We start from the raw sequence: 19,756 nt of genomic DNA, 5'->3' as shown, positions 1-19,756 counted from the left end.
TGGCCATCGCCGACGGCCGGACCGTAAGACATCTAGCCTACAACCTGCCCGAGCGGGCCGTCAACCTCCATGTTCCGCGCGCAGCAGACCCACGCGCGGGCGACGGCTCATCTCGGCGCGGCCAGGCTGCGCCTGTACTCCTCCAGTCTCGTCCGCGCAGCGGCGTCCTCGGGTCGCTTCTCCAGGATGGTCTCGCAGACCTCCACTGCGCGCTGAGGCAGGCCCTGCCGCGCGTAGATCTCCGCGAGGGTGAGCGTGGCGATGCCGGAGAACTCGGCGCCACGCTCCCCGAATGCTGTGTCGGGGCGGGAGCAGAAGAGCTCGCTCAGGTGAGCCAGCTCTTCAGAGAGACTACCGGGGGTTTCGGGTCTTGCGGCGGCGGCGTGGGCTTCCTGCGAGGGCTCGGCGGCACGGCGGCCCAGGAGCCCCAGGGCGATCCTGGCCTCGCTGCTCCCGGGATCCAGACGGAGCACTTCCTCGTAGGCCTCGCGGGCCTCCCTCGCGCGGGAGGACTCCTCCAGCGCGCGCGCGAGCGCGACACGTATCGCCACGTGCCCGGGGAACGCCACCGCGCCCTCCCTGGCAATGCGGACAGCGTCCTCGAGCCTCCCCCGCGTCCTGAGGGCCTCTGCGAGAGAAGCGTAGGCGCGGGAGCCGCGGCCCTCGCGGACCTCCCGTTCCAGCATGACGATCGCCGCATCGAGGGCTGATCTCTCAGGAGCCAAGGCGAACGCTCCGCGCTGGAACACCATGCAGCCAGAGCCCCCGGAGCCCGATCCCATGACCGAGGGTGGCCCCGAGCGGCCGGAAAGGTAACAGAGGGCGCGCAGGCTGTCAAGGCCCTGGCCCCCGGTCAAGGGGCGGTCTCAGCCGTCCGAGTGACCCCGGGCGACCTCAGGGCGCCCCGTCGTCGGGTCGCCGTGGCGCTCCGGGGCTCCGCCGCCCCGTCGCCGACGCGCCTCCTCACTCCGCCGCCCCGCCCGCCGCGAAGGTGTGCGCAAGCGCATCCAGGTTCCGCATGAGCGGGACCTTGTCCATCCCGGGCGCGAAGAGGCTCTCGTCCACGATGTACACGCGCCCCTGGTCCGGCACGGCGAAGCAGTGGAGTCGGAACGGCCCTCCCCCGAGCAGCGCCTCGTTCGCCCACCATCCCGAGATGCGAATCGCGGGCCGGCCGGCGAAGGCGACCGCCGCGACCTCGTAGGGTCGCCGCCGCTCGATCTCGTCGCCGTCGTAGTACCGCTTCGTGAGGTCCTGCCTCATGGTGACGGCGAACTGCTCGGAGACGACGTCCTGGTCGCCGTCACGCCACCAGACGAAGAGGTTCCTGTCAGGCTGAGTGCGGCGCAGGAAGACGAACCCCTCGTCGGCGGCGCTCGTAATGAGGTCGTAGCCCGTCGGAGGCGTGACCGACCATCCGTAGCGCCGCTCGATCTCCCGTGCCGCCGCCGCGGCTGCCCTGTCGCTCGCGAGCGTGCGGGCGAGGCGGCGCGCCGCCGCGGCATCCAGCGCATCGAGGATCTCGCGGCGGTGCGCCGTCATGTGCGCAAGGAGCTCCTGCTCGTCCCTTCCGAACAGGAGGCCGACGATCTGACCGTCCGCCCAGACGTCCTCCTCGATGCGGAAGCGTGCCGGAGCGCCCTCGTCCAGTTTGCCGATTCTCTTCCTCGCCAGATCGGGCACGCTGCCGGCGCCCCACACGCCGAGCAGCACCACGTGCCTCCGGTGGAGCAGGTCCCGCGCTCCTGACACGGTGGCCACCGTCGGCTTGAAGGCCGGCTCGCCGAGGAGCCAGGACACCTTCGTCTGCACGAGCGCCGTCAGGCTGTCCAGCGCCGCCGGCGTGACCTCGGGGTCTGCGACGATCACGAGGTCGTCGCTCTCCCCCGCCGCGACGACGGCGCGCCTGGAGCACGACGGCAGCAGGCAGACCGCGCACGCGAGCGCCGCGCCGAAGGACAGAGCACGTCTCTTCATGGCTTCACCTCGATCCCGATGTCGCCCCACTTCAGCGTGGACGCGCCGGCCGGAGGCTCCAGAGCGTGAGCGCGGCGGTCCACGAAGCTCTCCCGCGTCACGCGGGCGCAGTGCAGCACGATCTCGCTCGAGCGGCGCGCGTCGCGGTGGACGATGGTCACGGTCTCGGGCGCGGCCGAGCCGGCGGCGTCCCGGAGACCGTACGACACCGAGACCCTTCGGGACTTGCCGTCCTCGAGCGCGATCCGCGTGACGCGCAGCGACGTCGAGTCGAAGGCCGCGGAGACCGTTCTGCCGTACAGGTCGCCGCTCACGACGAGGCAGCCATCGGCGCGCGTCAGTCGGGCGCGCCTCAGCGCCGCGAGGAACCGGATGTCCGGCTGCCCCACGACGAAGCCCCCGGGATCGATGCGCTCGATGCCGGGGAACGCGTCGCGCAGGGCCTCGTCCAGCCACCGCCCGTCGCCGGGCAGCGCGACCGTCAGGCGGTCGCCGGACAGGAGCGCGGAGATCCCCTGCGGCGCGGGCATCGTTGCCAAGAGCGGCCGGGCGTCGGCTCTGAGCCACGCCGGCGGGTCGTAGAGCAGAGCGAACGAGAACTCCCTGGCTTCGTCCGCGCCGGCGAGCCGGCCCGTGCCGACGATGCGCACCGGCCCGTGGTCCGCGCGCCCCATGGCCTGCTCGATCAGCCGCTCGATGTCGCTGCGGCCGACTGGCTCACCGGGCCGCGGCGGCCCTCCGCACCCCGCTGCCGCGAGGAGCGCCAGCGCGACAGCCACGCACGCGGCCGCCCTCGCTCTCATGGTCGCGGGTCTCCCGTCTCGTCCCCGGCCTCGAGGCGCCGAAGCGCGCTCTCCCGGTCCGGCTCGAGTTCGAGCGCGCGGCGCCACGCGGCCCTCGCCTCTTCGACCAATCCGAGGGCCATGAGCGTGTCCCCCAGGTGCTCCTCGGTGTCCGCGCTCGGCTCGTCGAGCGTCGCCGCAAGCTCGAGCTCGCCACGGGCTTCTTCGAAGCGTCCCAGCCGGTAGTAGACCCAGCCGAGCGTGTCCCTCACCTCGGACGCCGTCGGGGCCAGGCGCGCCGCCCGCTCGGCGTACTCGAGCGCCCTGTCCAGTTCCCTGTCCTCCTCCGCCAGCACGTACGCCACGAAGTTGAGCGCCACGACCTCGTCGGGGTCCCTCTCGAGGAGCCGCTCATAGGTGTCGAAGGCGCCCTCGACATCTCCCGCGCTGAACTGCGCGGCCCCGAGCGCGGCGAGGAGCTCTCCCGACTCGCCCCGCTCAGCGAGAGCCTCCCTCACGTGCCTCACGGCGCGTTCCGGCGCCCCCATGTCGGCGTACGCTCTGGCGAGCGTGGCGTGCTCCCTGTCGCCGGCCGAGGCGCGAGCGACGGCCCGTTCCATGCGGCGTGCTCCCTCCTCGGGTCGCCCGAGCGCGACGAGCACCTCGCCGAGCGTGACGGTCACGGCTCGGTTCTCCGGGTCGAGGCGCTCGGCTCGCAGGAGCTCGGCCGCGGCCGCCTCGTGGTCCCCGCTCCGAAGCAGGACGCGGGCGTGAAGGAAGGCCAGAACCGGGGACAGCGAGTCCGCCCGGCAGCGCTCGCGGCAGAGGCTCACCGCCTCCGCGGGCCTGTCGAGCGCGATGAGGCTCTCGCACAGCAGGATGAGAAACTCGAGCGGCGCGTACGGGGACCTCCCGGTGTCGGACACGACCTCCTCGAGCTCAGCGTACCGTCCCGTCGAGAGAAGAACGTCCGCGTGTGTCCCCAGCGCCTCCGCGTCGCGCGGGCAGCGGGCGCGCACTCTGAGAACGGTGGCTTCCGCCTCGTCCACGCGCCCGAGCCGAGCCTGCACTCTGGCAATGGCGGTTCCCATGCCGCAGTGCCCCGGGTCATGTGACTGGGCCAGCAGATACTGCGTGAGCGCGGCATCGTACGCGCCCTGGACCTCCAGAAGCCGCGCGACGCTGTATCTCAGGAATGCCTCAGCCCTGGGATGCCGATCGCTCTGGCCCGGAGCGGGCCGGGGCGACGCAAGGCTGATGGTGATGATCGCTGCGACTGCGATGGCCGTTCGTCTCAACGCTCCTCCGTGCGCTCTCCCGCGGTGATCTGCAGGGCAGTCTACCACCTGCCCTGCGAGCGGACAACCATTGCCCTCGCTGCCGGCGCGTGCTATGTTGAACAGGGCGATCCGTCGGGCGTCTGGCTCGGCATCGCGCGGCGCGCAGGTGGCGGTCCGTGAGTCCGGAGGGGGTGGTCACGATGAGGCTTGTCATCTGGATTCTGTGCGGCGCAGGGATCCTGATCGTGCTCGCGACGTCGGGCTGCTACACGGTGCTCAGCCATCCTCGGCAGACCGACGTCGTCGCGTCCGGGGGCTCGCACTACCGGTCGTGCGCGGACTGCCACGCCGACGCCGCGTACTACCATCCGTACTACCACTACGGACGATCGCACAGGCGCTGGAACGACTACTACGGCTACCCGTGGTGGTACTACGGCAGCTGGTGGTGGCAGCCGGGCGGCGGCGAACCGCGCGTGCCGGTCGAGACGGGGTCGCGGCACCTCTGGGGGAGCGGCGGCAGCGCGGGAAGCAAGGGCTGGAGCTTCGTTCTTCCTCCGACGCCTCCGCAGCAGGAGCCGCAGCGGCAGGACCCGGGCGCGGCCGCGCAGCAGGCCGACGACGGCAAGGACGAGAAGGAGACGGAGGAGCGACATCTCTGGACTCCCAAGAAGAAGGGGTTCTAGGGCGTCCCGCGGAGGGCTTGTGATGGCTACGGAACTGCGGTCCTCGGTTCACCTTCTTGCGGTCGCAACGCTCGTGGCCGCGCTGAGCTTCCCGGCGTCCGCGTACGACGGGTTCGTCGCGCCGATCGAGGAGATCCCGGTCACGGCCCCATGGCTTGCCGGGGCTCGGTCCATCGGCATGGGCGGCGCAGGAGTCGCGGCGGCGGAGGACGCCTCGGCCATCGACATCAACCCGGCGGCTCTGGCGAGAATGCGTCGCATCGAGATCTCGGGCGGGCTGTCGAAGGCTGCGGGCGAGATCTCGGGGACGGCGCTCGGCGGGGACTTCTCGACCGACCCGCTCTCGAGGACCCGCCTGTCCTCCGTGCGGTTCGCGTACCCGTTCCCGACGTTCCGCGGCAGCCTCGTCGTGGGCATCTCGGGTCAGTGCGTGCTCGGCTTCGAGGACGACTTCGTCGCCTCCTACGAGGACTCCGTGCCCGGCCAGGCCGGCGTGTGGGGACAGGTTGAGGACCTCCTGTCTGAGGGCGGCGTCTACGCCTGGTCGCTCGCAGGCGCGTTCGACGCCTCACCGAGCGTGTCGCTCGGCGCCGCGGTGTCGTATTGGACGGGCGACTACCGGCGGCGGTTCGTGTGGGTCGCTGAGGACATCGGGCATGTATCCCCGCTCGAGAGCTACAGGCGTGAGACCGCGACGGAGACCGACGTGTCGGGGTTCCGCGCCAAGGTGGGCGGTCTGTTCTACCTCGCCGAGGGGCTCTCGGCCGGCGTCGTCATCGAGTCCCCCGTGACGCTGACGTTCGAGGGCATGGAGCGCACGCGGAAGCACTACCGCTTCGACGCGGGCGCGCCGGCCGACTCCGCATCGACCACGTACTTCTCCGACGAACTCACCCTTCCCTTCACGTTCGCCGTCGGCGCGGCCTACAGCCCCCACGACCTCGTGGCGCTCGCGGCGGACGTCGTGTACACGGACTGGTCGGAGATGACCTACGAGGGGTTCCTGTACGTCGGGGACGAGACCGAGCGCGTCAGGGCGTACGAGGCGACCACCGACGTTCGGCTCGGGGCGGAGGTGACCGTGCCGACCTGGCCGCTCCGTCTGCGGGCGGGCTACATGACGCGGCCGATAGCCTACCGCGGGCTCGAGATCGACAGCGATAGGTCCTACTTCACCCTGGGCGCGGGCGTGCTCATCGACACGATCTTCGCGGTCGACATCGCATGGATGAAGGGCGGCTTCAAGCGGTCGGGCGCGGGCTACGGCTACGTCGAGGACGTGAGCGAGAGCGCGTTCCTGCTGGAGGCCGCGTACAGGTTCTAGCGCGTCGAGCCCGCCGCCCGCTGCCGGAGATACTCCTCGAGGACGGCGCGCGACTCGGGCTCGATCTCCGAGAAGAAGCACGCGATCCGATACCCGCCTCGCTCGTCCCCGGCCGGCTGGCAGCGCACGACGACGCCCTCAGCCTTCATGACCTCGTTCCTGACCTGGCCGCGCTTCCCCTTGAGCGGAAGCTCCATCGTGACGGAGAGCTTCGTCAGGGGCGCGACGAACTGCGGGACGAAGCAGTACACTCCCTCCGCGCCGACGTTGATGCTCTCGGTCGTCATCGTGCCGGCCGGCTGGCTCTCTCCGGCCTCGGAGAGCTGAAGGGCCACGCGCGCCTCAACGCGAGTGGACTGCCTGCGTTCGCGCCCTGCCCATGCTGCCCGGTCCTTCTCCGCCATGATGCCTCCGACCCGTTCTACCGCCGGCGCCGCGGCGCCCGCTTGCCCGCCTCGAGCACCGTCCCGGCCGATGTCAGAAAGCGGCGCCCCCCGATGTGGTGGAGCGTGTGCGACCCCGCGGCGAGCCTCAGGTGCTTCCCGAACGCCGCGCGGTCGGCGCTTGCGGCGACGACGCGGCCCACGAACACGGTGTGGTCTCCGGCCGTGACGCGCTTCTCGACGCGGCACTCGAGGTGCCCGAAGCACTCCGCGATGAGCGGCGCCCCGACCGACTGCGCGCGCGCCGCGGTGAGCCGGGCCGCCTCGAACTTGTCGGTGTCGCGGCCCGAGAGACTGCCGCAGAGCCAGACCGCCGCGAGCAGCCCGGACGACGGAACATTGACCACGAACTCGCCCGAGCGCCTGATGAGCCCGTGGGAGAAGCGCCTCGGGGAGATCGCCACCGCGACCATGGGCGGCTCACCGCTCACGGGCGCGACCCACGCGACCGTGATGATGTCCGTACGCCGTCCGTCCCGGGCCGTCACGAGCACGACGGGCCCGTGATGGATGAGCCCGAGGGCCGCGCGCGCGTCGAGAGCGGGCTTCCGCATGGACGCTCCCCCGCGCTAGCGGACCTTCTTCTTGTGCCGGTCCTTGCGGCGGCGCTTCTTGAGCTTGTGCTTCGCCATCTTCTTGCGGCGCTTCTTCTTCAGATTGGGCATGCGTCCTCCCTAGGCGTGCTGATCCGGTCGCGGACCGCCGGAGTCCGACGAGGGTGTCGGAACGCCGGCCCGGCCGACCTGGTCCTTCAGGAACCTGCTCGGCTTGAAGACGGGCACCGCCTTCTCCGGGACCACCACCTTCTGCGAGCGGTCGCGCGGGTTGTACTTCATGCTCGCCTTCCTCTTCCTGACCTTGAACGTCCCGAACTCGCGGATCTCGATGTGCTCGTGTTCCGCGAGGCAGTTCTTGATGGCCTCGAGGAGCTTCTCGACGACCTCCGCGACATCTCGCTTCGTCAGTCCGGTCTGGGCGGCGACACGGTCCACCAGGTCGGCTTTTGTCATCGTCTTCCACCTCCGCCGGCAGCGACAGCAACGTCGCGCGGTCACGACCTTCGGTCGTTGCCGCGCGACGCGGCGCCCAGGTCCGGGCGGGACGTGCAGCTGCCGGGACGCAGGCGCCTCGCTTGAGCGAGCACGCACATCCTATCAGCGGCCCCGGGTCGTGTCAAACCCTTTCCCTGTTGTCACTTGGCCGGCTTGTAGAGGTACTGGGCGCCGTAGCTCGACGCCGACGGCTGGAGCGCCCGCGACAGGCTGCCGGAGAGAAGATCGCGAAGCGCGAGGCGCATCGGCCTGGCGGGCTCCTGGACCTTCGGCCTGCCCTTGATGCCGCCCAGCCGCCCGGCGACGGCGATGGCGTCGCGGAGGCTGCCGAGACGGTCGACGAGCCCGGCCTCGAGCGCCTGGCGGCCCGAGAGGATGCGGCCGTCGGCGATCCTGAGCACGTCGTCCGCCGTCATGCCACGCTCCAGCGCGACCGCATCGACGAACTGCGCATGGATGTCGTCGATGGTCAGTTGCAGGAGCTCCCGCTCCCTCTCCGTCAGCTGGCGCGAGAGGGAGCCTATGTCCTTGAACTCGCCGCTCTTGACGGTGTCGAACCCGATCCCGATCTTGCCGAAGAGCTCCTCGAAGTGCGCGAACTCCATGATGACGCCGATGCTGCCCGTAATGGTGCCGGCGTTCGCGATGATGCTGTCGGCGGCGCAGGCGACGTAGTAGCCGCCCGAGGCGGCGACGGAGCCCATCGAGACCACGACCGGCGTGCCGCCGTCCCGGAGCCTCACGACCTCGTCGTAGATCTCCTGCGAGGCCGCCACGCCCCCGCCGGGGCTGTCCACTCGGAGCACCACCGCCCGGATCCCGGCATCCTCCCCCATGGTCCTGAGGTCGCTGACGATGTCGCGCGAATCGGCGAGGATCCCCTCGATGCGCACGAGCCCCACGCGCTCGCCGTACGCGGGAAACGACAGCCGCTGGCCGAGGACCGCCTCGATCGTCACGATCGTCACGAGGAAGATCACGATCAGCGTCACGGCGCCGATCAGCCAGCCCCAGATGCAGCCTCTTCGCACCATGCGTTCACGCTCCCCGCCTCCGCTCCGGGTCGGCCCGGCCCGGAGGCCTTATGGTCGTCCGAGCGACTCCGTCACGCGCCGCACGACCTCATCCACGATCCCACCGTCGGTGCTCTTCGCGGGCGCGGCGGCGGTCGTCCCGCAGCCGCCGCACGAGGCGCACGGCGCGGACGTCGTCGTGCCGAGCTTCTCGCGCAGCTTGAGGAGCTTCCGGACCTCCTCGTTCGAGAGCGGCGGCGCCCCGCCCATCAGCTTCGCGACGAGCGTGATGTCCGCCACGTGCTCCACGGTCTCCATCCGCCAGTACGCCTCGAAGATGCCGGCTCCGAGCGTGAGCACGCCGTGGCGCCTGAGGATCATCGCGTTGTAGCCGCCGATGAAGAGCTCGATCGAACGGGCGACCTCCTCAGTGGAGGGCGTCGCGTAGGGCGCCGTGGGCACGTCTCCCAGCGACAGCACGACCTCCGGCAGGATGCACTGCGCCAGCGGCACGCCGGCGGCCGAGAAGCCCGTGGCCTTGGGGGGGTGAGCGTGGACCACGGCGCTCACATCGGGGCGTCGGTCGTAGGCGAACAGGTGCATCCGGATCTCCGACGTCGGCTCCAGACGGCCGCGGAGCTTCCTTCCCTCGGCGTCCACGACGATGAGCGCGTCCGGTTCGAGGAACCCCTTCGACACGCCGGTCGGGGTGATCACGATGCGGCCGTCGCGCAGGCGCACGCTCAGGTTGCCGTCGTTGGCCGCGACGTAGCCCTTCAGCCACAGCCTGCGGCCGACCTCGACGATCTGCCTGCGCGCCTCGAACTCCGTGGTCATCGGCTACCGGCCTCTTCGTCCACGCGATCGACCACTCCCACGATCACCGTCCTGATCGGCGGGTTCTGCAGGCCCATCACGACGGCCGCCGAGCTTCCCTCGTCCACGACCAGGACGAGGTCGCCCACGCCGGCGTCCACCGAGTCCACGGCGAGCACGGACTCGCCGAGCGGCCTGCGGTCGGGGGCGAGCATCTCGACGACGAGGATCTTGCGCCCCGCGAGCGACGCGTGCTTGACCGTGGCGACGACCTCTCCGATCACCTTGCCGAGGAACACGTCGCCCCCTCAGAGCCCGCCGGCCAGCGACACGGCGTCCACGATCCCGACGATGGCCGCGTCCACCGGGCTCGTGCACTCCTCGAGCGCCTTCGCGGCCTCCCGCGCCTTCACGATGAACACGAGCTGGCCGGGGGCCGCGCTCACGGTGTCGACCGCGACGACCGGCATGCCCCGCTCGGCGAGCTCGTGCGTGAGCGGCTGGACGATGAGCATGCGGGCGCCCCTGAGCGTCTCCACCTTCTGCGTCGCCCAGACCGCGCCGATGACCCGCGCCAGGTGCACGTCCTCTCCTCCGCTACAGGACTTTGGCGGCGATGGCGTCGTGAGGCCGCGGGATGACGACGCTTCTCACGAGGTTTCCGCCGGCCCTCGCGACGGCGACCGCCGCGTCCATGGCGGCCTCGACCTCGTGGAGCTCGCCGGTCATCGTGAAGAACGCCTTTCCCCCGAGCCCCTTGGCCAGCCGGATCTCGATGAGCCGCACCGAGGCGGCCTTCGCGGCGGCGTCGGCGCACAGGATCGTCGAGGCGGCCGTGAAGGTCTCGACCACGCCGAGCGACGACAGCGCGCCCACGGCGGTGGCCCCGAGGATGGCCGGGAAGACCTGGGCGTCCACGTTCGGGATGAAGAGGGTATCGACCACGACGTCGCCGCCGGCCTCGACGCCTCGCCGAAGCGACGCCTCCACGGACGCGACGTCGCCGGCCACGAGGACCATGTACTTCCCGGGGCAGATCGGCGTCGCCTCGAGGATCTCGACCGGCGCCCTCTTCGCCATCTCGTCGGCGACGCGCACCCCGATCGCGACGCTGATCGTCTCGACGAGCGCGATGGCCTCGCGAACGCGCGTCTGTTCCGCCATGCCGTCCTCTCAGGCGATCGGGCCCGCGCCCGTTCCGTCACTCCGCGGCCACCTCGACCTCTTCACGCGAGACGGACGCGACCCGGCCGCTCACGCTCGCGTGCACCCGCGCTCCCAGCGCCCCCTCGGGGATCTCCGCGACGACGTCCCCGGCGAGCACGCGGCTGCCCTCTGTCACGACGGGCACGGCCGGCGCCCCCGCGTGCCGGTCCAGCCGGAGCCTCACGCTCCCGGGGCGCACCCGCTCCCCGCTCACCGCGGGCGTCGCGCAGTAGTCCGAAAGGCCGAGCCGCCGCCTCAGGCGCTCCGACGGGATCTGCCGCCACGCTCTCACGCCGTCCGCCCGCAGGTCGGAGCGCCTGTGCGGGTTCTGCACGCCACGCCGCCGAAGCTCCGCCTTGAGGTCGGCAAGGATGCGGCGCGGCTGGAGCTCGAGCGGGCAGGCGAAGAGCTCGCACATCCCGCACTCGGAGCACAGGAACGCGCTCGTCACGCCCGCGGCGTCCGAGGCGGCCGTGTCGTACTGGACGGCGCGCACGGTCCTGTGGGGCGCGAGGGCGTGGCCCAGGAGCGCGCGCGGACAGAGCTCGGTGCACGCGAGGCACTGGCAGCAGGCCGCGCGGGCCATGCGCAGCACGTGCGACTCCGTTGCCGTTCTCGTGGCGATGAGCCTGTGCGAGCGCGGGAGGACGAAGAGACCCGACAGCGCCCTGTCCGTCACCTCGTCGTCCGCGGCCAGCCGGCCCATCATCGGCCCCCCGGCGAGCACCGCCAGCCCCGATCCGATCGGCCCCGCCGCGGCGAGAACGTCGGCCACCGGTGTGCCGATCGGGACGACGTAGACCCCCGGGCGCCGCACCTCGCCCCGCACCGTCACGGGGCGCTCCGTCACCGGCCGGCCCTCGGCGGCGTCGGCGACCTGCGCGAGCGTCGTCACGTTGCTGACCACGACGCCGATGTCCGTCGGGTGTCCACCCTCGGGCACGACCCTGTCGGTCGCCGCGTGGACGAGCAGCAACTCGTCACCGGCCGGGTACACGTTCTCGAGCTCGAGCAGCTCGATGGGACGCCGGCCGATCGCCTTGGCCATCGCCCCCGCGGCCTCGGCGTTCTCGGCCTTGACCGCCACGACCGCGCGTCCGGCGCCGACGGCCTCGGCCATGAGCTCGAGACCGCGCACGACGCGCTCGGCCGCCGTCGTCATCACGAAGCTGTCCGAGAGGACCAGCGGTTCGCACTCCGCGCCGTTGGCCAGCACGGTGTCGGCGCGCGCGGCGGCCTTGGCGTGGGTCGGGAAGGCCCCTCCTCCCGCGCCGACGACGCCGGCCTTCTCGATGGCCCTGACCGTGTTCGAGTCCATGCCCAACCCTGCCGTCCCCGCCGCGCGCCGGCCCGCTCACACGATGCGGAAGGAGTCGACGAGCGTGCACCGCCGCTCGCGGGTGAACGTCCTGGCCGACGTGATCCCCTCGCCCGTCGGGCTCGCGATCGTGAAGCTCGTGAACCCCTCGCCGCCGAAGCCCAGCCCGGCGTAGGACGGCCCGTTCTTCACGAAGATGGACACGTTCATGGTCTTCGCCATGCGCGAGAGGTTCGTGACGCACGTCGAGTGCATGACGGCCGTGTGCCCGCAGCGGCCCTCGGCCTCCCGCGCGAGATCGATCGCCTCGTCGGCCGTGTCCACCGCGACGAGGGGGATGACGGGCATCATCTGCTCGGTCCAGAAGAGCGGATGCGACGCGTCGGTCTCGAAGAACGCGATGCGCGCGTCCGGGGGACAGGAGATCCCGGCGGCGCCGAGGATGACCGCGGCGTCCCTGCCCACGAACTCCCGCGCGATCTCCGAGGGCCTGCCGGGGCCGGCGTCCGTGCGGACCACGAGCCTCGTGATCCGTTCGATCGCCTGGCCACGAAGCTCGTAGGCGCCCGCGGTCGCAAGCGCTGCCTTGAGGTCGGCCGCGATCCTCCGGACGGCGATGATCTCCTTCTCCGCGATGCACACGATGTTGTTGTCGAGCCCGGCGCCCGCGACGATGTCGCGCGCGGCCCTCCCGATGTCGGCCGTCTCGTCCACGACGACGGGCGGATTGCCCGGGCCGGCGGCGATGACCTTCTTGCCGGAGTGCATCGCCGCGCGCACGACCGCGGGACCACCCGTGACGACCAGCAGGCGGACCCCCGGGTGGGCCATGAGCTCCTGGGCCGCGGCGACCGAGGGCGCCGAGACGGAGAACAGGAGCGCCCGGGGCCCGCCCGCCTCCGCGATGGCGCGGTTCAGGAGGTCGATGACGGTGAGCGTCACGACGCGCGCCGCGGGGTGCGGACTGAACACCACCGCGTTCCCACCCGCGACCATGGAGATCCCGTTGCTGATGACCGTCTCGGTGGGGTTCGTGGAGGGCGTGATGGCGCCGATGACCCCGTAGGGCGCCCGCTCCACGAGCGTGAGCCCGTGGTCGCCCGAGAAGGCGACCGGCTCAAGGTCCTCCACGCCGGGCGTTCTCGTGGCGGCGAGCGCGTTCTTGCGGACCTTGTCGTCGACGCGGCCCAGGCCCGTCTCCTCGACCGCCATGCGCGAGATCGCCGCGACCCGCTCGAGGGCGGCGCGGCGCATCGCCTCGATGATCGCCCTGCGCTTCTCGAGGCCGACCTCCGAGAACTCCCTGAAGCCGGTCGCGGCCGCCGCGACGGCGGAGGCGGTGTCCATCAGCACGCCGCGGCCATCGAAGGGCGGCGGCGCATCGGTGGTCCGACCGACACGGCCGTCGCCGAGGGCCGAGGCGACGATGCTCTTCACCGAAGGATCCCGTGTGGCCACGGCCTGATGCCCCCCGGGCGCCGAAGAGGTCCGGCCGGCGCCGGTCCGCCGAGGGCGCCTCTAGGGCTTCTCGTAGACGACCCTGCCGCCGACCTCGATGCAGTCCACGATGGCCATGATGACCGCGTCGGCGGGACGGTCCCTGGTGACGGCCGTCAGTCGCGCGGAGCTGCCGCTCGCGTAGAGGACCACCTCGCCCGCGCCGGCGCCCACGGCGTCCACGGCGACCACGAAGGCGCCGGTCTCCTTGCCGTCGAGATCGATCTGCCGGACGACCTGCAGCTTCGCCCCGGTGAGCTTCTCGTCCTTGCGCGTGGACACGACGGTCCCCGCCACCCTGCCGATGTTCATGATGGCTCCCGAACAGCCGGCGTTCCCGCGGGCGCCGGGCGCGCCCGGCCCGCCCTCGGGCGGCGCGCGGACCGCTACTTCGACTTCGCCGCGACGGTCTTCCCGATGGGCAGGACGTCCTCGAGGTTCGCGTGAGGCCTCGGGATCACGTGCGTCGAGATGAGCTCGCCCACCTTGCTCGCGGCCGCCGTGCCGGCGTCCACCGCGGCCCTGACCGCCGCGACGTCGCCGCGCACGATGGCGGTGACGTACCCGCCACCGACCTTCTCGTAGCCGACGAGGGTCACCTTCGCGGCCTTGACCATCGCGTCAGAGGCTTCGACCATGCCGATGAAGCCCCTCGTCTCGATCATCCCCAGGGCCTCGCCCATCGGTTCCTCCTGCGGGCCTCTCGGTCGCCCGCGCAGACGTTGCATCTCAAGCCGGCCGACGCGCCGGCGTCACGACAGCAGAGCGTCCTCGAGCGACGCGTGCGGCGCGGGGATCACGTGCGACGACACGAGCTCGCCGACGCGCGCCGCCGCGGCCGCGCCCGCCTCGACGGCCGCCTTGACCGCCCCGACGTCGCCGCGCACGACCGCCGTGACGTATCCCCCCCCGATCCTCTCGTACTTCGTCAGGGTCACGTTCGCCGTCTTCGTCATGGCGTCGGCGGCCTCTACGAGGCCGACGACGCCCCTGGTCTCGACCATCCCGAGCGCTGAACCTGGCAAACGACCCTCCTTGCCGACCGACGGCACCGCGTCATCGCAGGATGTCGACGGTCATGGGAAGCCTCACGTCCGCGGCGTTGGCGTCGTCCGTGTCAAGATGGAGCTCGAGCGCGGCGCTCCCGGCGACGCGCACGAGCACGTCCTCGAACACGAGCGCCTTCGGTCCGGAGAACCGCACGCGGACGCGCTGCCCGTCACGCACGCCGTGCGCCCGGGCGTCCCCCTCGGTCATGTGGATGTGCCGCGTCGCGCGGATGGCCCCTTCGCGGAGCGCCACGGTCCCGCGCGGCCCCACCATCGTGATGGGCGCCGCCCCGGCGAGGTCGCCGGACGTGCGGACCGGCGGGTCGATCCCGAGGCGGACGCCGTCGGTGCGCGAGATCTCGGCCTGCGTGTACTGCCTCAGGGGGCCCAGGATCCGGACTCCCTCGATCGCCCTGGTCGAAGGGCCGATGAGGGTGACGCTCTCCTGACAGGCGTACTCGCCGGGCTGTCCGAGATCTCGGAGCTTCCTGAGATCGTGTCCCTCGCCGAAGAGCCGGTCGGCGACGCCGCGCGACAGGTGGACGTGTCGGGCGGACACGACCACAGGGATGCCCCGGTCCGCCGCGCCGACCCCGGCCGCGGTGGCGGCTTCGGCGGCGCGGAGGCGCCTGAGCACCTCCTGGGCGAGTCTCTCGACCTGGTCCACGCGCGCACCTCCCCGACGCCCAAGGTCCCGGGCGCGCGGAGGCCGCAGTCTAGCAGAGGGTCAGGAAGCTGTCAACGGCGAGGCGTGTGGCGGCAGAGAAAGAAGAATGCGTTCCCCGCGTGTGCCGTGCAACAGGTTCGGACGACTCAATCACTGGTTTGGGGATCAGCCCACGACCTGGCGACTGCTCACGAGCACGGCAGGGAACGCATCTATTCGGTTGTCGTGTTCCCTGCTCCTTTGCAGGAAGCGTGCCACGGAGCGGTGCAACAATCGGTGGGGCCCGGGGGCGCTACCGGGTGGCGTCAGGCGGGGTCTCGGCCAGGCCGCGGCGGTACCGGCAGGCGACGAGGTAGTCCAGAAGCACGTAGGCGGGCCCGGACGGCGGCAGGCGCATCGCGAGCGCCCGCGCCAGCGCCTCGCAGGGCGGCGCCATGAGCGCGGCGAGGATCCGTTTGCGAGCCCTGAGCGAGGGCGGGTCGCCGGCCGCGGGCGGGAGGAGAAGCTCGAGCGAGAGGTCCCTCACGCGGTCGGGGTGCCTGCGGAGAAGCTGCGGGAGCGTCGAGCGCGCGCTCTCGAGGCGCTTGGCGAGGAGCTGGTCGAGCGTGTGGTGATGGATGTGGTACGCCGCCGCCTCGGCGCAGTACCAGAACGACAGGCCCGCGTCGCGCTCGAGCCGGTACGCGATGTCCATGTCCTCGAACCCGTAGCTCAGGAAGGTCTCGTCGAAGAGCCCCGCGTCGAGCAGCGCCTTCCGCGGGACGGACGAGTTGTTCGTGAGGAAGTACCTCGCGGGCGCGCGCGCGCCGGGCGCGAGCTTGTGAACGCCGCGGCTGTCGAGGTACGAAAGCGCCAGGGACCGTCCGAGCTCGGGCGCGGTGAGCGCGTTGCCGATGACGGCCGAGCGCGCGTGCGCCGCGTGAAAGCGAACGTGCTCCTCGATCAGGCGCGGATCGGCCCTCATGTCGTCGTCCAGGAAGACCACGAGGTCGCCCGTCGCCTCGCGGACGCCCGTGTTCCGCGCCGCGGCCCTTCCTCGGTTGGCGTCGTGCCTGAGGCGCCTGAGGGCGAACCGGGGCGCGAGCGACGCGAGCATCTCCCCCGTCCGGTCCGGCGAGCAGTCGTCCACGACGGCGACCTCGGTGAGGTCCGGCGGATACGACTGAGCCTCGAGCGCGGCGAGCGTGGCGGCGAGGAGGTCGGCCTTCCCGAACGTCGGGATGACGACGCTCACGCGCCTGCCGCTCACGGCTGCGGCGTCACCTGCCACGGTCCCTCCGGCGCGCGACGATCTCCTCGCAGAGCGCTTCCATCCTCGCCATGTGCGTTCCGTGGTCGGCGCGCTCGCGGACGATCGCGGCGGCCCTGGCGCCGAGGGCGGCGCGAAGGTCGGGCGAGTCGATGAGGCGCAGCACGGCCTTCTCGAGCGCCGCGGCGTCCCTCGGCGGCACCACGAGCCCGCTCTCCCCTTCCCTCACCCACTCGAGCGCCGAGGCCAGCGACGACGCGACGACCGGCGTCCCGCACGCCATCGCCTCGAGGAGCGAGACCGCGGTGGCGTCCACCGAGGGCACCGTGAGGAACGCGTCGGACGCGACGAGGTAGGCGGGCAGCTCGTCGTGCGGGATCCTCCCCACGAAGTGCGCGCGCCCGTCGATGCCGAGGCTCTCCGCCAGCGCGCGGAACGCCGCGTCGTCGCCCTCGTTGCCCGCGAAGACGAAGTGCGTGTTCGGGCGCGCCGCGAGCACGGCGGGAACGATGCCGACGATCGTGTCGATGTTGTAGTACGGCTGGGTGAAGCTCCGGATGCTGATGACGACGCGCGCGTCGTCGGGGATGCCGAGCCTCTCGCGAACGTCCGACGGCGCGCCGGGGTGGAAGCGGTCGAGGTCCACGCCCCACTGGACCACCGCGCACGCGTCGCGCCGAGCGCCCATGCCCACGGCGTGCTCGAGGATGTCCTCGGAGTCGCCCGTCACGAGGTCGGCCCGGCGGAGCACGTAGCGCGCCAGAAGCCCCTTGAGGAACGACTGGTGGGGCGTGAGGTAGACGTCGTCCCCCCACACGGTCATGATGAACGGGTGGAACCCCGAGAAGGCGCCCCAGTAGCCGTATCCCGTCAGGAAGTGCGTGTGCAGAAGGTCGGGCCGCACCTCCGCGAGGACTCGCTTCACCTTGCCCAGCGCGACGAGGTAGTGCAGCGGCTTGAGCGGAATGCCGGTGCGGATGTCGTGGACCGTGACGTCCTCGATCGGCGCCGGCTGGACGGTCAGAAGGTGCACCTCGTGGCCCCTCGCCACGAAGTGCCGAAGCCACCGCTCCGTGTGGATGTGACCGCCGATGGAGAGGTACGCGATCCTCACGGGTGCGCCGCCTCCCGCGCGAGGCGCCCGGCGCCTGGGACGCCGTCCGGCGCGGGCCGGCCGGCTCCTCCAGCGCCCGCCCGCGACCTCCCGAGCGCCGTCCACACGAAGAACCAGACGAGCGGGACGACCTTGAACGCGTGGTTGAGGATGTGCTCGAACGCGCTCCACGACGCCTCGGGGTTCTCTCCCGCCACGTCGTACAGCACGAAGGCCGTGGGCATCGCCGCGAGCGCGTAGATGAACCAGAGCGTCCTCGAGCGCGTCCGCGCGTAGTAGAGCACGAAGAACGGCAGGAGGAGGACGTAGTGGTACTCCCACACCTCGCGGAACGCGAAGAAGTACGCCATCGTCCACAGGCCGAGCGCCTCGAGCACGTCGAGGGGCTTTCTGCGGAACGTCACCCACAGGCTCACGAGCGCCGGCGCCGCCATGGTCGCGAGGACGAGCGCGCGCGTGAGCGTGACCTTGATCGGGCCGACGTAGGCGAGCGCCTCCGACGCCTGCGGGAAGACCCGCGCCTTGAGGACCATGAGGAGCGCGAGCGCGCCGAAGTTGCCGGGATACGGATAGAGTGACAGGTCGAAGTTGTCGTGCGCGAACGTCCCGACGCTCGACGCGCGGACGACGTAGTACGGGACCGTCGCGGCGACGAGAAGCCCGAGCGTGACCGCGATCGTCCTCCATCGTCTGAGCGCCACGAACACGGGCACGAAGAGCAGCGTGAGGTGTTTGAGCAGCACGGTCGCGGTCCAGAGCCGGTCGAACGCCCTGTCGCGTCCCCTGTCGTGGGCGAGCGCCATGGCGAAGACGAGAGCCGCCATGACGAACGTGAGCTGGCCCATGTACTGCTCCATGTAGAACGGCGTGTACACAAGCCACATGCACGCGAGGTAGGCGAAGAGCGTGGGGTCGCGCGCCAGGCGCCTCGTCGCCGCGATGCACGCGATGAGACAGGCCTCCACGACGGCGATCCACAGCCAGTACGCGGGCCACGGAGGCAGCGCGTTGAGCGCGACGCCGAGCGTGTACGCGACGAACGGGAAGTAGCGGTAGAAGTAGGCGTAGGGCACCACGCGGTCCGGGTCGTCCATCGGGCGCTGGTAGATGTCGCGCCCCTCGAGGACGTACCGCCCCGCCTGGTAGAACGCGAAGAAGTCGCTTCCCTGCCCCTCCCCGATGTTGTGCATGCCCTCGGGGAAGAGCGGGTTCAGGAAGTGCGTCGGCCCGACGAGCGACGCGACGAACAGCGCGTGCACGACGATGGCCGCGGTGAGCGCGAGCTTCGCGGTCCTCGTCACGCGTCCTCCCTTCGCGTCCGCCCCGCCGCGCGCCGGAGCGCGCGGTGCCACGGCTTCTCCGCGGTGAACTGCATGAACGGCGCGGGCTCCGCTCCGAACGACGCCTTGAAGGCGTCCACTCCCTCGATGCCGGCGCTGGCGCCGAGGTTCATGATCGCCATGCCCCGCCGCCTTGCGTCCTCGATGGCCGCCGCGTGGAGGAGATTGTTGGGCGCAAGCGCCCGGGCGCTGTCGCGGGAGACGTTGCCCCAGTTGACCACCATGTCGTGCATCGCGAAGTTGAGATCCCCCGCGATGATCCTCCCCTCGTGCTCGGCGAGCCACATCTGCACGGCCTCCGGGTCGAGGCGCGCCATCGCCCGGAAGAACGGAGGGCCGAAGCCGCAGCGGGCGCGCCAGCGCCGACAGCACTCGGCCAGCATGTCGCCGTACTCCAGGAAGTCGCTCTCGGACGCCGCGCGGCGGACCGTGACGCCGGCGGCCTCGGCCTTCCGGATCTTGTTGCGCGCCGACGGCTTGAAGCCCGCGCTGATCTCCTCCGCGGTCCGCGACGAGAGGCGGACGATCTGGGCGGCCTCGCGCGTCGCGCGAAGCCCGCGGGGCGCCTCCTGGATCCTGCCGGCGAAGTCGGTGAGGTGGGCCGCGCCGATGAGCGGGGCCGCAGCCAGCCGCGCGAACGCGGCGACGAGCGCGCGGGCGGAGCCGGCCGGCGCCGAGCGGCCGAGCAGCGGCCCGCCGAACGTGCCGTACGGCATCGAGGCGAGCACCGACACGCCCATCCGACGGATCCTGACGAGAGGCATGGCGCAGACCAGCTCGCCGTCGAGGCTTCCCATCAGGAAGAGCGGCCGCATCCCCGGCTGCGAGCCGGCCAGCAGCGACATCCACGGCAGCGTGTGGAAGAACGTCGCGCGCGAGTCCTCGCGAACGAGACGTCCCCACTCGTCGGGCTCGACGGCGCGTCGCAGGTCGATGAGCACGC

The 19,756-nt window shown here is 71.5% G+C and carries 25 protein-coding genes; 2 read left to right on the top strand and 23 right to left on the bottom strand.

All coding sequences use genetic code 11. The annotated features are described in order from the left end of the window. Positions 1-107 precede the first annotated feature (107 nt). From FJY74_01575 to FJY74_01560, 4 genes are all read right to left on the bottom strand, one after another. Positions 108-752: a tetratricopeptide repeat protein gene (locus FJY74_01575; GenBank protein MBM3307003.1), complete on the bottom strand. Its 645-nt coding sequence runs from the start codon at positions 750-752 to the stop codon at positions 108-110. Between the two features lie 211 nt (positions 753-963). Further along, positions 964-1,977 (bottom strand): DUF4837 family protein, encoded by a 1,014-nt coding sequence (locus FJY74_01570; GenBank protein ID MBM3307002.1) that lies wholly within the window; start codon positions 1,975-1,977, stop codon positions 964-966. After that, positions 1,974-2,780, bottom strand: coding sequence for a hypothetical protein (locus FJY74_01565; GenBank protein MBM3307001.1), 807 nt, complete (start codon positions 2,778-2,780; stop codon positions 1,974-1,976). Before FJY74_01565 ends, FJY74_01570 begins: the two co-directional genes overlap by 4 nt. Further along, on the bottom strand, positions 2,777-4,057 hold the full coding sequence (locus tag FJY74_01560) for a tetratricopeptide repeat protein (GenBank protein MBM3307000.1): 1,281 nt from the start codon (positions 4,055-4,057) through the stop codon (positions 2,777-2,779). The genes FJY74_01565 and FJY74_01560 overlap by 4 nt, the downstream gene beginning before the upstream one ends. A 182-nt stretch (positions 4,058-4,239) precedes the next feature. Between FJY74_01560 and FJY74_01555 the strand changes: the two genes are divergently transcribed. Together FJY74_01555 and FJY74_01550 are read left to right on the top strand one after the other, a co-directional pair. After that, positions 4,240-4,725: a hypothetical protein gene (locus tag FJY74_01555; GenBank protein ID MBM3306999.1), complete on the top strand. Its 486-nt coding sequence runs from the start codon at positions 4,240-4,242 to the stop codon at positions 4,723-4,725. A gap of 22 nt (positions 4,726-4,747) precedes the next feature. After that, positions 4,748-6,049 (top strand): outer membrane protein transport protein, encoded by a 1,302-nt coding sequence (locus tag FJY74_01550; protein MBM3306998.1) that lies wholly within the window; start codon positions 4,748-4,750, stop codon positions 6,047-6,049. Here FJY74_01550 and FJY74_01545 read toward each other — a convergent pair. The 19 genes from FJY74_01545 to FJY74_01455 form a co-directional block, all read right to left on the bottom strand. After that, the gene (locus FJY74_01545; protein ID MBM3306997.1) at positions 6,046-6,453 is read right to left on the bottom strand and encodes a PilZ domain-containing protein; all 408 of its coding nucleotides are present in this window, start codon (positions 6,451-6,453) and stop codon (positions 6,046-6,048) included. The genes FJY74_01550 and FJY74_01545 overlap by 4 nt on opposite strands. 17 nt (positions 6,454-6,470) lie before the next feature. Further along, the gene (locus FJY74_01540; GenBank protein MBM3306996.1) at positions 6,471-7,046 is read right to left on the bottom strand and encodes a flavin reductase family protein; all 576 of its coding nucleotides are present in this window, start codon (positions 7,044-7,046) and stop codon (positions 6,471-6,473) included. Between the two features lie 15 nt (positions 7,047-7,061). Beyond that, positions 7,062-7,157: an AURKAIP1/COX24 domain-containing protein gene (locus tag FJY74_01535; GenBank protein MBM3306995.1), complete on the bottom strand. Its 96-nt coding sequence runs from the start codon at positions 7,155-7,157 to the stop codon at positions 7,062-7,064. Positions 7,158-7,166: 9 nt separating this feature from the next. Beyond that, positions 7,167-7,502: an integration host factor subunit beta gene (locus FJY74_01530; GenBank protein MBM3306994.1), complete on the bottom strand. Its 336-nt coding sequence runs from the start codon at positions 7,500-7,502 to the stop codon at positions 7,167-7,169. Positions 7,503-7,684: 182 nt separating this feature from the next. Further along, on the bottom strand, positions 7,685-8,578 hold the full coding sequence (gene sppA, locus FJY74_01525; protein ID MBM3306993.1) for a signal peptide peptidase SppA: 894 nt from the start codon (positions 8,576-8,578) through the stop codon (positions 7,685-7,687). Between the two features lie 48 nt (positions 8,579-8,626). Beyond that, positions 8,627-9,394, bottom strand: a complete 768-nt coding sequence (locus FJY74_01520; GenBank protein MBM3306992.1) for a class II aldolase/adducin family protein — start codon at positions 9,392-9,394, stop codon at positions 8,627-8,629. Then, complete coding sequence (locus FJY74_01515; GenBank protein ID MBM3306991.1) at positions 9,391-9,672, bottom strand: EutN/CcmL family microcompartment protein; 282 nt, start codon at positions 9,670-9,672, stop codon at positions 9,391-9,393. Before FJY74_01515 ends, FJY74_01520 begins: the two co-directional genes overlap by 4 nt. Positions 9,673-9,681: 9 nt before the next feature. Then, positions 9,682-9,957 (bottom strand): EutN/CcmL family microcompartment protein, encoded by a 276-nt coding sequence (locus FJY74_01510; protein MBM3306990.1) that lies wholly within the window; start codon positions 9,955-9,957, stop codon positions 9,682-9,684. 13 nt (positions 9,958-9,970) lie between these two features. Then, the gene (locus FJY74_01505) at positions 9,971-10,537 is read right to left on the bottom strand and encodes a BMC domain-containing protein (protein ID MBM3306989.1); all 567 of its coding nucleotides are present in this window, start codon (positions 10,535-10,537) and stop codon (positions 9,971-9,973) included. Positions 10,538-10,574: 37 nt separating this feature from the next. After that, positions 10,575-11,897, bottom strand: a complete 1,323-nt coding sequence (locus FJY74_01500) for an SLBB domain-containing protein (GenBank protein MBM3306988.1) — start codon at positions 11,895-11,897, stop codon at positions 10,575-10,577. 36 nt (positions 11,898-11,933) lie between these two features. Beyond that, positions 11,934-13,355: an aldehyde dehydrogenase EutE gene (locus FJY74_01495; protein MBM3306987.1), complete on the bottom strand. Its 1,422-nt coding sequence runs from the start codon at positions 13,353-13,355 to the stop codon at positions 11,934-11,936. 60 nt (positions 13,356-13,415) lie between these two features. Then, positions 13,416-13,706, bottom strand: a complete 291-nt coding sequence (locus FJY74_01490; protein ID MBM3306986.1) for a EutN/CcmL family microcompartment protein — start codon at positions 13,704-13,706, stop codon at positions 13,416-13,418. 74 nt (positions 13,707-13,780) lie between these two features. Beyond that, entirely contained in the window at positions 13,781-14,077 is a 297-nt protein-coding gene (gene eutM, locus FJY74_01485; protein MBM3306985.1) for an ethanolamine utilization microcompartment protein EutM, read from the bottom strand. Between the two features lie 69 nt (positions 14,078-14,146). Then, positions 14,147-14,398: a BMC domain-containing protein gene (locus FJY74_01480; protein MBM3306984.1), complete on the bottom strand. Its 252-nt coding sequence runs from the start codon at positions 14,396-14,398 to the stop codon at positions 14,147-14,149. Positions 14,399-14,450: 52 nt separating this feature from the next. Beyond that, complete coding sequence (gene pduL, locus FJY74_01475; protein MBM3306983.1) at positions 14,451-15,080, bottom strand: phosphate propanoyltransferase; 630 nt, start codon at positions 15,078-15,080, stop codon at positions 14,451-14,453. A gap of 322 nt (positions 15,081-15,402) precedes the next feature. Next, the gene (locus FJY74_01470; GenBank protein MBM3306982.1) at positions 15,403-16,380 is read right to left on the bottom strand and encodes a glycosyltransferase; all 978 of its coding nucleotides are present in this window, start codon (positions 16,378-16,380) and stop codon (positions 15,403-15,405) included. Next, positions 16,370-17,473: a glycosyltransferase gene (locus tag FJY74_01465; GenBank protein ID MBM3306981.1), complete on the bottom strand. Its 1,104-nt coding sequence runs from the start codon at positions 17,471-17,473 to the stop codon at positions 16,370-16,372. The genes FJY74_01470 and FJY74_01465 overlap by 11 nt, the downstream gene beginning before the upstream one ends. Continuing rightward, the gene (locus tag FJY74_01460) at positions 17,470-18,774 is read right to left on the bottom strand and encodes a DUF2029 domain-containing protein (protein MBM3306980.1); all 1,305 of its coding nucleotides are present in this window, start codon (positions 18,772-18,774) and stop codon (positions 17,470-17,472) included. Before FJY74_01460 ends, FJY74_01465 begins: the two co-directional genes overlap by 4 nt. Beyond that, positions 18,771-19,754 carry a GNAT family N-acetyltransferase gene (locus FJY74_01455; GenBank protein ID MBM3306979.1) on the bottom strand — a complete coding sequence of 328 codons (984 nt, stop codon included), beginning with the start codon at positions 19,752-19,754 and terminating at the stop codon, positions 18,771-18,773. The genes FJY74_01460 and FJY74_01455 overlap by 4 nt, the downstream gene beginning before the upstream one ends. Between the last annotated feature and the right edge of the window lie 2 nt (positions 19,755-19,756).

The sequence above is a fragment of the Candidatus Effluviviaceae Genus I sp. genome, assembly GCA_016867725.1.
Taxonomy (GTDB): domain Bacteria; phylum Joyebacterota; class Joyebacteria; order Joyebacterales; family Joyebacteraceae; genus VGIX01.
This window is presented reverse-complemented; position numbering and strand designations above follow the sequence as displayed.

Bases quoted from the DNA above. Each gene is read 5' to 3' on its own strand.
- FJY74_01540 (MBM3306996.1), bottom strand. From the start codon at position 7,046: ATGCGGAAGCCCGCTCTCGACGCGCGCGCGGCCCTCGGGCTCATCCAT.
- sppA (MBM3306993.1), bottom strand. From the start codon at position 8,578: ATGGTGCGAAGAGGCTGCATCTGGGGCTGGCTGATCGGCGCCGTGACG.
- FJY74_01535 (MBM3306995.1), bottom strand. From the start codon at position 7,157: ATGCCCAATCTGAAGAAGAAGCGCCGCAAGAAGATGGCGAAGCACAAG.
- FJY74_01505 (MBM3306989.1), bottom strand. From the start codon at position 10,537: ATGGCGGAACAGACGCGCGTTCGCGAGGCCATCGCGCTCGTCGAGACG.
- FJY74_01565 (MBM3307001.1), bottom strand. From the start codon at position 2,780: ATGAGAGCGAGGGCGGCCGCGTGCGTGGCTGTCGCGCTGGCGCTCCTC.
- FJY74_01500 (MBM3306988.1), bottom strand. From the start codon at position 11,897: ATGGACTCGAACACGGTCAGGGCCATCGAGAAGGCCGGCGTCGTCGGC.
- FJY74_01550 (MBM3306998.1), top strand. From the start codon at position 4,748: ATGGCTACGGAACTGCGGTCCTCGGTTCACCTTCTTGCGGTCGCAACG.
- FJY74_01530 (MBM3306994.1), bottom strand. From the start codon at position 7,502: ATGACAAAAGCCGACCTGGTGGACCGTGTCGCCGCCCAGACCGGACTG.
- FJY74_01490 (MBM3306986.1), bottom strand. From the start codon at position 13,706: ATGAACATCGGCAGGGTGGCGGGGACCGTCGTGTCCACGCGCAAGGAC.
- FJY74_01575 (MBM3307003.1), bottom strand. From the start codon at position 752: ATGGTGTTCCAGCGCGGAGCGTTCGCCTTGGCTCCTGAGAGATCAGCC.
- FJY74_01545 (MBM3306997.1), bottom strand. From the start codon at position 6,453: ATGGCGGAGAAGGACCGGGCAGCATGGGCAGGGCGCGAACGCAGGCAG.
- FJY74_01480 (MBM3306984.1), bottom strand. From the start codon at position 14,398: ATGGTCGAGACCAGGGGCGTCGTCGGCCTCGTAGAGGCCGCCGACGCC.
- FJY74_01570 (MBM3307002.1), bottom strand. From the start codon at position 1,977: ATGAAGAGACGTGCTCTGTCCTTCGGCGCGGCGCTCGCGTGCGCGGTC.
- FJY74_01555 (MBM3306999.1), top strand. From the start codon at position 4,240: ATGAGGCTTGTCATCTGGATTCTGTGCGGCGCAGGGATCCTGATCGTG.
- FJY74_01520 (MBM3306992.1), bottom strand. From the start codon at position 9,394: ATGACCACGGAGTTCGAGGCGCGCAGGCAGATCGTCGAGGTCGGCCGC.
- eutM (MBM3306985.1), bottom strand. From the start codon at position 14,077: ATGGGCGAGGCCCTGGGGATGATCGAGACGAGGGGCTTCATCGGCATG.